Annotated in this window: 11 protein-coding genes; 8 read left to right on the top strand and 3 right to left on the bottom strand. The window is 59.0% G+C overall.

The genetic code is table 11. The features are described from left to right. Positions 1 to 29 precede the first annotated feature (29 nt). Positions 30 to 440, bottom strand: coding sequence for a helix-turn-helix domain-containing protein (locus tag AC0IYH_RS17050; RefSeq protein WP_116628947.1), 411 nt, complete (start codon positions 438 to 440; stop codon positions 30 to 32). Positions 441 to 654: 214 nt separating this feature from the next. Between AC0IYH_RS17050 and AC0IYH_RS17045 the strand changes: the two genes are divergently transcribed. Continuing rightward, positions 655 to 1,560 (top strand): LysR family transcriptional regulator, encoded by a 906-nt coding sequence (locus AC0IYH_RS17045; RefSeq protein WP_122771923.1) that lies wholly within the window; start codon positions 655 to 657, stop codon positions 1,558 to 1,560. Between the two features lie 392 nt (positions 1,561 to 1,952). Here the strand turns inward: AC0IYH_RS17045 and AC0IYH_RS17040 are convergent, their stop codons facing one another. Continuing rightward, entirely contained in the window at positions 1,953 to 2,447 is a 495-nt protein-coding gene (locus tag AC0IYH_RS17040) for a DUF1543 domain-containing protein (protein WP_471835292.1), read from the bottom strand. A gap of 106 nt (positions 2,448 to 2,553) precedes the next feature. Here AC0IYH_RS17040 and AC0IYH_RS17035 point away from each other — a divergent pair, with 106 nt between their 5' ends. Continuing rightward, positions 2,554 to 3,375: an aldo/keto reductase gene (locus tag AC0IYH_RS17035; RefSeq protein ID WP_471835290.1), complete on the top strand. Its 822-nt coding sequence runs from the start codon at positions 2,554 to 2,556 to the stop codon at positions 3,373 to 3,375. A 55-nt stretch (positions 3,376 to 3,430) separates the two neighbouring features. Here AC0IYH_RS17035 and AC0IYH_RS17030 read toward each other — a convergent pair whose 3' ends face one another. Continuing rightward, complete coding sequence (locus AC0IYH_RS17030; RefSeq protein ID WP_116628951.1) at positions 3,431 to 3,946, bottom strand: Hcp family type VI secretion system effector; 516 nt, start codon at positions 3,944 to 3,946, stop codon at positions 3,431 to 3,433. Between the two features lie 479 nt (positions 3,947 to 4,425). On the opposite strand from AC0IYH_RS17030, the gene tssA reads away from it, so the two are divergent. The 6 genes from tssA to tssG are packed head-to-tail and all read left to right on the top strand — an operon-like array spanning position 4,426 to position 11,181. Continuing rightward, complete coding sequence (tssA, locus tag AC0IYH_RS17025; protein WP_471835287.1) at positions 4,426 to 5,979, top strand: type VI secretion system protein TssA; 1,554 nt, start codon at positions 4,426 to 4,428, stop codon at positions 5,977 to 5,979. 31 nt (positions 5,980 to 6,010) lie between these two features. Beyond that, a complete protein-coding gene (gene tssB, locus AC0IYH_RS17020) occupies positions 6,011 to 6,508 on the top strand; it encodes a type VI secretion system contractile sheath small subunit (protein WP_116629037.1) in 498 nt (165 codons plus the stop codon). 27 nt (positions 6,509 to 6,535) lie between these two features. Next, the gene (gene tssC / locus AC0IYH_RS17015) at positions 6,536 to 8,011 is read left to right on the top strand and encodes a type VI secretion system contractile sheath large subunit (RefSeq protein WP_116628953.1); all 1,476 of its coding nucleotides are present in this window, start codon (positions 6,536 to 6,538) and stop codon (positions 8,009 to 8,011) included. A 14-nt stretch (positions 8,012 to 8,025) separates the two neighbouring features. Next, positions 8,026 to 8,427 carry a type VI secretion system baseplate subunit TssE gene (gene tssE / locus AC0IYH_RS17010; protein ID WP_471835284.1) on the top strand — a complete coding sequence of 134 codons (402 nt, stop codon included), beginning with the start codon at positions 8,026 to 8,028 and terminating at the stop codon, positions 8,425 to 8,427. Next, on the top strand, positions 8,417 to 10,204 hold the full coding sequence (gene tssF / locus AC0IYH_RS17005) for a type VI secretion system baseplate subunit TssF (RefSeq protein ID WP_471835282.1): 1,788 nt from the start codon (positions 8,417 to 8,419) through the stop codon (positions 10,202 to 10,204). The genes tssE and tssF overlap by 11 nt, the downstream gene beginning before the upstream one ends. After that, complete coding sequence (tssG, locus tag AC0IYH_RS17000) at positions 10,168 to 11,181, top strand: type VI secretion system baseplate subunit TssG (protein WP_116628956.1); 1,014 nt, start codon at positions 10,168 to 10,170, stop codon at positions 11,179 to 11,181. The genes tssF and tssG overlap by 37 nt, the downstream gene beginning before the upstream one ends. Positions 11,182 to 11,184: the final 3 nt, after the last annotated feature.

Here is an 11,184-nt window from a genome sequence, read left to right as displayed (position 1 = left end):
GCCAGCATATTCCAGGTGCGTGCAGACCACTAGGCAGCGATCTCTTGAGGCTTGTGATGCAGCTTGTGACGCAATTGGTGATTTCGCCAGGTCATCGGGTTTACACCCTCGCTGCGCGTGAACATATGGCAGAAGTGCGCCTGGTCGCAGAAGCCGCACTCCAGGCTGATTTGCGTCAGGCTCAAGGAGGACTGAGTGATCAGCTCCTTGGCGCGCTGGATGCGCTGCTGGCGAATCCATTCCTGGGGCGACAGCCCGGTGGTGCACTTGAACGCGCGGGAAAAGTGGCTGCGCGACAACGCGCAGGCCTGGGCCAGGTCGGCAATGGCCAGGCTTTCGCCGAGGTTGGCGAGGATCAATTGTTTGGCGATACGCTCGCGCCGGGGGCATAGGCCACCGGTGGCGGATAAACGGGGCGTACAGTACTCGAGTCGGGCCATGACGGATATCCGCAGTCGATGGGAGCGTTCCCGGTGATTGGATGCAGTGTAGACGCCTGCATTCTTGTCGCCGGACCGCTTGGCTGACGAGTTAATCGTTGTTAATTTCGCCAGGTGCAGCGGCAAAAATCGTCGAAAAAGACAGCACAGGCATGCAATCGAAATGGCGTTTTGCATGCTTATCCTATGAACTGCTAACCGTTTGGATATCCCCATGAATCGCAACGACCTGCGCCGCGTCGACATGAACCTGCTGGTGATTTTCGAAGCGCTGATGTTCGAGAAGAACCTGACCCGGGTGGCCGAGAAACTCTTTATGGGCCAACCGGCGGTGAGTGCGGCCTTGGGGCGCTTGCGAGACTTGTTCGACGACCCGTTGCTGCTGCGCAACGGGCGGGGCATGGAGCCCACGCCACGCGCACTGGCGATTCTCAAGGAGCTGCAACCGGCCATGGACACCATTTCAGGCGCGGTCAGCCGCGCCAAGGATTTCGATCCTTCCACCAGTTGTGCGGTGTTTCGTATCGGCTTGTCGGATGACGCCGAGTTCGGCTTGTTTCCGCCGTTGCTCAGCCAGTTGCGTGAAGAGGCGCCGGGGATTGTCGTGGTGGTGCGGCGGGCCAATTACCTGTTGATGTCATCGTTGCTGGCCAGCGGGGAGATTACGGTGGGGGTGAGTTACACCACGGAGTTGCCGGCGAATGCCAAGCGCAAGAAGCTGCGGGATATTCCGTGCAAGGTGTTACGTGGGGATGACGGGGTTGAGCCGCTGACGCTGGATGATTATTGCGAGCGGCCGCATGCGATGGTGTCGTTTTCGGGGGACCTGAGCGGCAATATTGATCTGGACCTGGCGCGGATCGGCCGGGCGCGGCGGGTGGTGTTGGCGGTGCCGCAATTCAGTGGGTTGCGGGCGCTGTTGGCGGGGACGCAGATTATTGCGACGGTGCCGGATTATGCGGCGTGTGCGTTGACCGAGGGTACGGCCTTACGCGCGGAGGACCCGCCGTTTGCGATTGATGCGGCGGAGTTGTCGATGGTGTGGAGTGGGGTGCATGACAATGACCCGGCTGAACGGTGGTTGCGGGCCAGGATTTCGGAGCATATGGCGGGGGGATGATTGTGTGCATATCCGTTATTTGGGTAACGGCCGCGTATGGTTCCGCTCTTACAGCGGGTACAGAAGAACCCAAAAGTAACCAAAAGGTCCACGCCCCACCACTCGGTGCCTCGCCTAGGCTCGGCATGCCCAAATCACTGTCGGATTGCGGGCATCGTGGTTGACGGGGCGATCGCAGATCAAAATCAAAAGCGCGGCGGCCTTAGAGCCGACTGGTATTTCAGGTTTGAAATCGGTCAGAAATGTGGGAGGGGGCTTGCCCCCGATGAGGGTGTGTCAGCTGATAAATCTATAGCTGACCCACTGCCATAGGGGGCAAGCCGAATCTTCGCACCGCCCCTTCCACATTTGGATCTGAGGTCACCCTCAAAGACAGAGCAACAGCAAAACACTCAAGGCAGCACGATATAGTCGTTCTGCTGAATGATCGGCCGATGCACGCCTTGCACCAGGTGCAGGTAGCGACCCTCCACCAGGTCGATAGGCAGGCAATCGTCGATATCCAATACCCCGTCGGTGTGGGCCTGGGCCCAATGCCGCAGCATCTGTTGCTTGCCCTTGCTGGTTGCTTCCTGTTTATTGCGGGCGACCACCAATAAGTAATGGTGCGCTTCACCAAAGCTGCTGGCTTCATAACCACCCAGGTTGATGAAGTACAGGTGCTGCGCCCCCGCCTGCGGCGCCAAATGGCTGAGTTCGACTTTCCAGCCGTCGACTCCGTCCACCGCCATCCACGCATCGATATGCAAGCCCTTGGGGCTGCCGAACCATCCTTCGCGCAATTGCGGGTAAGTGTCTTGCAACGTATCCGCCGCAGCGAACACCACATCGTGAACTTCAATTTTGGCCCTGGGGTGCTTGCCCCCGAGCATCACCACAAACAGCATGGCAGGTCCTTCCTGGCGACTTGGCAGAGGGCAACCATACTTCGATTGAACCCTTTTGTCCGGTCAATGCCACACTGTTAATCCGCGAATTCACCAGGAGGTTGTCATGCGAACTATCGATCTGGCCGGCGTGCCCGTCCCTGTCATCGGCCAGGGCACCTGGCGCATGGGCGAAAACCCGGACCGCCATCGCGCCGAAGTCGCGGCCTTGCAACTGGGAATCGACGAGGGCATGACCCTTATCGATACCGCTGAAATGTACGGCGAGGGCGGCGCCGAAAGTGTGGTCGGCGAAGCCATTCGCGGCAGGCGTGACCAGGTCTTCCTGGTGAGCAAGGTCTACCCGCACAACGCCAGCCAAAAAGGCGTACCGCGTGCGTGTGAGGCCAGCCTGCAACGCCTGGGCACGGATTATATCGATCTGTATCTGTTGCACTGGCGCGGCCAGTATCCCCTCGAAGAAACCGTCGAAGCCTTTGAACGCCTGCGCGAGGCCGGCAAGATCGGCCGCTGGGGTGTTTCCAACTTTGACGTGGCCGACCTGCAGGAACTCGCATCCCCCGCCTGTGCGACCAACCAAGTGCTCTACAACATCGAAGAGCGCGGTATCGAATTCGACCTGCTGCCCTGGTGGCAACAGCACCATTTACCGTTGATGGCTTACTGCCCGATTGCCCAAGGTGGCGAGTTACTGTCCAGCACCACCCTCAAGCAGATCGCCCGCCGCCACGACGTTACGCCCGCTCAGGTTGCCCTGGCCTGGGTATTGCGCCAAGACGGAGTGATCGCCATCCCCAAGGCGGTCAGCCCCGAGCACGTGCGGCTCAACGCCGCCGCTGCCAAGCTGGTGCTGGATGAGCACGACCTGGACGCCATCGACCGTGTGTTCGGTGCGCCCAAGCGCAAGCATCCACTGGCGATGGTGTAGCCAGCAGGCAGGAGTGGCGGCCATCCATGGCCGCCGTTCCCGCCAGCGCTCCGGTTTAGCCTGCTACCGGGCTGCGCCAGTCATCCGACCCGGAAGTGCCGGACACTTCGTGGGTCCACACGATCTTGCGATAGGTGAAGTGCACGTCCTCCAAGTGGGTGAAGTGGGCATTGTCCGGGTCCTGGCAATTGGGCATGCGTGATTGGATATCCACGATGGTTGCGCCTTCCAGCTCGATAGTGAAGTAGTGCTCCTGGGTCCCGGCCGAGGAGGTCCGCAGCCATTCAAGGCGGCACTTGACCTCCTCGCCGCTGGTCAGTGCGCTGAACAGCAAGGGCGATGACTTATCGAAGACCTTGGTGATCATTAAGGGTTTGTGGACCCTTTGCCCGGTTGGCTGGCCGGACTGCGGGTCGCGGGGGATGATCACCTGGTGCGCGAAGGCCTGCACCAGAATCTGGTCCTCGTGCCCTTCCTGGTAAATATTACCTACCGAGTCCTGGGTAAAAGTGCCTGCCGTAATCAAACCTTGTTTGACACCGGTGATGGAAAGATAGGCGGGTGTTGGCATGACGGGTTTCCTTGCCTGAATGATGAGGTAGTTCCAACCGATAAATGTGCCGGCTGGGCAAATGCCTATAACAAGAAGTGTGCCTGAAACTATGAAAGTCAATAAAAACAAGAGTCGGAGTGCGCGCGGGGAAACATTTTAAACTCAGAGAGCAGGATTTAATTGAATAAAAGGGGAACTGGTTGCGCATCTGTGCGCACTTAGTTGCTCATAGGGCGCACCCTGATGGCATAGGGGTTTGCCAGCTAATTCAGTTCGTTTTGGGCGTTTGGCTGCGCAAAATACTGCGCAGCGCGTATTTTTTGGAGGTTGTAGGATATTTCTTAAGTATTGGTTTGTGGCTTGCTGAATGTTTTAGACGTGGCTAAGGTTTGCGAACTTCGTGGGAGGTCGAACGAAGTTTAGATGGCAATCTGATGCGCAATTTAAATGTGCTTAGTTGGCCCTTATTTGCTTTTGGTAGTTGCCCGCGGTGCCGAATGGCTTATTCAGACAAGCTCTATGATTACTATCTTGAACTTGCACAGTTACCGTGCTCGCAGACCCGTTTTGCCGGCAGCGATATGCGCTTTTCGAGCGAGTATGAATTTCTTGAAAGCGAGTTGGGCAAGGCGCAATCGATGCACGGCTCCAGCCAGCCCGACTGGCATAAGGTTCTGGAAACCAGTGAGCAGGTGTTGCGTCAGCAATCCAAGGATCTGCGGGTGGCTGTCTGGTTGACCTGGGCTCTGCACCAGCGCGAGTCTTTCGCTGGGCTGCTGGCCGGCCTCGGTTTGCTGCGCTATCTCTGCGAGCAGCATTGGCCTGCGCTCTATCCCGAAAAACCGCGCACCCGTGGCGCGGCATTCAGTTGGCTGGTATTGCGCCTGGAGCCGTTGTTTACAGAGAGCCTGTCGCTGCAGAGTCAGCAGCCTTTGTTCCAGTCCGTACTTGAACACCTGGCACGCCTCGATGAGCTGTGGACGGAGCACTTGCTGGACGACGCTCCGCTGTTATTGCCGATTCGCAGGCAACTGGCTCAACGCCTGGAGCGGGCTGCGCAAGGTGATCTTCCCGCCTCGGGCATGAGCGGCGTGATTGCGCAGGTCAAGCAGGTCACCACTCAGTTGCTCAAGCCCGAGGCGGTGGTGGCTAACGAAAAAGACGCCCACAAAGTGTTGCGCACTTTGCAGGATCAGGCCCGTCCGTTATGCGCCTGGTGGCTGCGCCAGAACGCTGCCGACCTGCGCGCATTGCGCTTGAACCGAACGCTGGCATGGCTGGCGCTGGTCAGCTATCCGGATGCCGACAACGAGCGTGTCACCACCTTGCGCGGGCCCGCAGCCGACAAACTCAAGCGCTACCAGGAGCGTTTTGCCCAAGGCCATTACGCCGACTTGTTGTTGGAGCTGGAGGCCAGCCTTGCCGGAGCGTTGTTCTGGTTCGACGGGCTGTACAGGGTCTGGCAATGCCTTGAGGCCCTGCAGGCCGACCTGGCAATGACTGAGCTGGAAGTGAGCTTTGCCCTGTTGCTGCAACGCTTGCCAAACCTGCCGGAGTTTTGCTTTCACGACGGCACGCCGTTCGCCGACGCCGATACCCGTAATTGGATCGCGCTGCAGGTTACCCGTCACCTGCAGCGGCCCGAGTCACCGGCAATGGTGGCCGACGCCGACCCCGAACCTTGGGAGATGGCCTTGCAGGATGCCGCTGCCCGGTTACGAAAGGACGGACTCAAGTCGGTTATGCATGCACTCACGCAGGGCATGCACGCCGCGCGCGGCGACCGTGTGCGTTTTCATTGGCGCCTCGCACAGGCGCGTCTGTGTGTACAGGCCGGCAAGCATGAGGTGGCGAAGATCCAGCTCGAGCACTTGGACCATGAGCTGCAACGCCTGGGGTTGGAGCGCTGGGAGCCGGAGCTGGCCCTTCAAGTGACCCAGCTTCTGCACCGCTGCTGCGACTTGTTGCCACAAAACCATGCCGTGCGCGAGCGTAAGGAAGAAACCCATCGCAGGCTGTGCCTCTTCGATCTTGAAGCGGTACTTGAATAGGCTTTTGAGCCACTTTGAAAAGGAAAAAACCATGGCCAAAGATGGCTCGGTAGCACCCAAGGAACGCATCAATATCACCTTCAAGCCCGCTATCGGCGGGGTGCAGGAAGAAGTCGAACTGCCGTTGAAGCTATTGGTGTTGGGCGACTTCACCCAGCGCGAGGATGTGCGCAAGCTCGAGGATCGCAAGCCGATCGCGATCGACAAGAACACCCTTGATGATGTTTTGGCCAAGCAGGCACTGAGCCTGACGCTAAGCGTACCCAACCGCCTGCAGGAGGATGCTGACGTTGAGGAATTGGCCATTCAGGTGCGCATCAATTCCATGAAGGATTTCAACCCAGCGAACCTCGTGGAGCAGATCCCCGAACTGCACAAGCTGATGGCGTTGCGCGAGGCGCTCATGGCGCTCAAGGGCCCGCTGGGCAATACGCCAAGCTTTCGCAAAGCCATCGAACAGGCTCTGGCCGATGACGAATCCCGCGCCCGGGTATTGGCCGAGCTGGGGCTGAACAGCCCCACCGCCTGACATTTTCAGTAGAAGGACACTGACACCATGAGCACCCAACAGAAGCCGATGCCGGCTCACGCGGCTGACGAATCCAGCATTCTCGACACTATCATTGCCCAAACGTTACTGAGTACGGATGACGAGGCTTACGGCATTGCCAAGCGTGGCGTCTCGGCGTTTATCGAAGAACTGATCAAGCCACACAACAGCGGGGAGCCGGTCAAGAAGCGCCTGGTCGACCGGATGATCGCCGAGATCGACACCAAGCTCAGCCGGCAAATGGATGAGATTCTGCACCACCCGGAGTTTCAGGCGCTGGAAGCGTCCTGGAAGGGCTTGCAACTGCTGGTCGATCGCACCAATTTTCGCGAAAACATCAAGATCGAGCTGCTGAATGTCTCGCGGCAAGACCTGCTGGATGATTTCGAGGACTCACCGGAAGTGACCCAGTCCGGGTTGTACAAACATATCTACAGCGCTGAATACGGCCAGTTTGGTGGCCAGCCTGTGGGTGCGATCATCGCGAACTATTTTCTTTCCCCGAGCGCGCCCGATGTGAAGCTGATGCAATATGCTTCCAGCGTGGCCTGCATGGCCCATGCGCCTTTTATTGCGGCAGCCGGGCCGGGCTTCTTCGGGTTGGAGAGTTTCACCGGCTTGCCGGACCTCAAGGATCTCAAAGACCATTTCGAAGGCCCGCAATTTGCCAAATGGCAGAGCTTTCGCCAGAGCGAGGACGCACGTTATATCGCCTTGACCGTACCTCGTTTTCTGTTGCGCACGCCCTACGATCCTCTTGAATGCCCGGTCAAGACCTTTGCCTACCAGGAAACCGTGGTCAACAGCCACGAACACTACCTGTGGGGGAATACGGCCTACGCCTTTGCCACCCGCCTGACCGACAGCTTCGCGAAGTTCCGCTGGTGCCCTAACATCATCGGCCCTCAAAGCGGTGGGGCAGTGGAAGATCTGCCGCTGCACCACTTCCACAGCATGGGCGAAATCGAAACCAAGATTCCAACCGAAGTTCTGGTTTCCGACCGCCGTGAATATGAGCTGGCACAAGAGGGTTTCATTGCCTTGACGATGCGCAAGGGCAGTGACAATGCCGCGTTCTTTTCCGCCAGTTCGGTGCAAAAGCCCAAACAGTTCGGTATCAGCGCCGAGGGCAAGGAAGCCGAACTGAATTACCGCCTGGGTACCCAGTTGCCCTACATGATGGTGGTCAACCGGTTGGCCCATTACCTTAAGGTCCTGCAGCGCGAGCAACTGGGGTCGTGGAAGGAGCGTACCGACCTGGAACTGGAACTCAATAAATGGATTCGCCAGTACGTCGCTGATCAGGAAAACCCCAGCGCCGAAGTACGTGGGCGGCGCCCGTTGCGGGCGGCACGCATTGTCGTCAGTGATGTCGAGGGCGAGCCAGGCTGGTACCGCGTCAACCTAAGTGTGCGTCCGCACTTCAAGTACATGGGTGCCGATTTCACTCTGTCCCTTGTTGGCAAGCTCGATAAAGAATGAGCAGAGGCCAGGGGATGCCCCACAAACAAAGCCTTTTCGAGCGCCTCGAACGCCCGGCAACGCCTGCTGCGTGTGGTGTGACATCGGTCGCCACGCACCTGGGCAAGATGCTGAGCATTCGTGCGGGCAGCGTTCAGACGTTGCCGGATTATGGCTTGCCCGACCTCAATGACATGAGCCTGAGCCTGCATGAATCACAGAGCCAGTCGAGGTTGCTGATCGAGCGATTTATCCGCGCCTATGAGCCTCGCTTGAAGGGAGTGCGGGTTACGGCTCTGCCCAGGGATCACGACCCATTGGCCCAGGCGTTCGTTATCGAGGCCACGCTGATGGTCGTGGGTGTCAGGCAGTCGGTGGTTTTCACCGCGCGTTTGTGCGGCGCTGGGCAGGTAGAGGTTTTGCCGGATGTCCTTTAACCGTTATTACCAGAGCGAGTTGGGTGCGTTGCGCCTGCTTGGGCGTCGGTTTTCCGAGCGCAATCCGGCACTCGCCCCCTTTCTTGCCGAGCCCGGCCAGGACCCGGACGTGGAACGGTTGCTGGAGGGCTTTGCGTTTCTTACCGGCCGCTTGCGCCAGAAACTGGATGACGAACTGCCGGAACTGACCCACTCGTTGATGCATTTGCTATGGCCCCACTACATGCGGCCGGTGCCCGCGTTCAGCATCCTGCAGTTTGATCCGTTGAAGCATGCCGGCCCTGGTGTGCAGGTCGCGCGGGATACGCAGGTCGAAAGTGCTGCGGTTAATAGTGAACGCTGCCGCTTTCGCACCTGCTACGCCACACAGGTCCTTCCACTGCAACTGAGTGCCGTGGAATACAGCGTGCATGGCGAGCGGGGCATATTGAACCTGCGCCTGGAAATGAGTGCAGAAGGTGACTTCAGCCAGTGCGTTTTCGATCAGTTACGCCTGCATCTGACAGGCGATCAGCCTGTCGGCGAAGGTTTGTACCTGAGCCTGTTGCGTCATCTTGAAGGGATCGAGTTGCTGCCGTTCGGCCACGATGGCCTGCCGATCGACGGCGCAGATGGGCAGCCCCTCTCGCTGCGGATTGGCGCTGAACAGGTGCGGCCGGTGGGGTTTGGCGAGGAACATGCGTTGATTCCTTATCCGGCCAATGCTTTCGACGGCTATCGCCATCTGCAGGAGTACTTTGCCTTTCCTGAGAAGTACCTGTTTGTCGATGTCGGGGGGCTGGATGTGCTGCACAGCCTGCGCCCTGAACAGCTCAAGCAGGTATGCGGGACCGTAATGCGGTTCGAACTGCGCAACCCATGGCGTGAAGCTCAACTTCCGACCCTGGACAACGTGAAACTCTACTGCACGCCGATCGTCAACCTGTTCACGCACGACGCGGTGCCGATTCGCCTGGATGGCAAGCAGGATGAATACCTGCTGATACCCGGCGAGTACTCGCGGGAAAACGCCTGTGTGTTTTCCGTGGATAGCGTCACCGGCTGGCACCCTGGCGGGTTGGGTTACCAGGCGTACGTAGCGTTCGAGTCGTTCGAACATGACGGCGATACCGACGTAGCGGCAGGCCCGCCCAGCTACAGCATTCGCCAACGGTCGTCGGCGCAGCACGCCGGGCTCGATACCTGGCTTGGGTTCAACAACGGTCTGGAGGCAGGCCAGCAAACAGTCTCGGTCGAGCTGACCTGCACCAACCACAACCTGCCACGGCAGCTTGCGATAGGCGCGATAAACCAGCCTTGCGAGCAGACACCGGAAGGTTTGTCGTTTCGCAATATCTGCGCGCCGACCGCGAGTTATTCACCGCCGCTGGATCACGACTTTCTCTGGCGGCTGATCAGCAACATGTCGCTCAACTACCTGTCACTGAGCGATATCAAAGCGTTGAAGTTGATCCTGGAAACCTACGACCTGCCGCGTTACCACGACCGCCAAGCGCAAAAAGTCAGCGAGCGGCGGCTGGGTGCGTTGCGGTCCGTCAAGCATACGGCCATCGACCGATTGCAGCGTGGCCTGCCGATTCGGGGACTACGGATAGACCTCACGATTGATCCCCAGGGGTTCCTGGGCCAGGGCGAAGTGTTCGTGTTCGCGTCGGTGCTCAACGAGTTTTTTGCGCTCTACGCCAGCCTCAATGCCTATCACGAATTACGTGTCACCAGCACACAAGGAGATGTGTACCTATGGCCACCTCGGATAGGCCAGCAGCCCCTGCTCTGACGCAGTTGGCCTGCGTCATCCGCGAATACTCGCTGTTCCAGGCGGTTTTGCAGGTGATCAAGCGCTTGCGCGACGCCCATCCGCTGCTGGATGCCGACGCGCTTTACGACCGGTTGGAGTTTCAGGCCAATCCGGGTCTTGGTTTCCCGGGTCACGATATCGACCGGGTGGAGTTTTTTGTTGAACACGATCAATTGCGCGCGCGTCTTCGCCTCAACGTGCTGGGCCTATGTGGTGCCGGATCTCCATTGCCGGCGTTTTATGGCGAGCAGGCGTTTGCCGAAGGTATAGGCGGCAATACCACCCGGGACTTCCTGGACCTGTTTCACCATCGACTGCAGCGGCTGATGCTGCCGATATGGCGCAAATACCGCTACCGGGTGTGTTTCCAGGCCGGGGCCCGGGATGTGTTTTCCGATCAGATGTTCGCGTTGATCGGGTTGCGGGGGCGGCCAATCCGCACTGCTGCGCAATTGGACTGCAAGCGGCTGTTGCCCTATCTGGGGTTGCTGGGCCTTCGGGCGCATTCGGCAGCCTTGATCGAAAAGGTGTTGCGTTACTACTTCACGTACAACCGCCTGTTTGTCGAGCAATGCGTGGAGCGCAGGGTCGTCATTGCCGAACCGCAGCGAAATCGCCTGGGCGTTGCCAACAGTGTGCTTGGCCAGGACCAGGTCCTCGGTCGCCAGGTCGGCGACCGCAGCGGCAAGTTCAGGGTGCATGTGCAGGGCCTGAGCTGGCAACGGTTTCACCGGTTTCTGCCCACCGGCACGGACTACCCGCCGCTGTGTTCATTGGTGCGGCTGACGGTGCGTGACCCTTTGGAATTTGATCTGCGCCTGGTGCTGGACCCGGCGCAGATCAAGCCCTTGCATATCGGCGCCGGCAACGTCTGCCGCCTCGGCTGGACCAGTTGGCTGGCGCATGAGTGCGCTGACGGCGTGGTCATTGTGGCCAGCAACGCTCATGAGAGATGAATC

Source organism: Pseudomonas sp. AC463, assembly GCF_979253585.1.
This window is presented reverse-complemented; position numbering and strand designations above follow the sequence as displayed.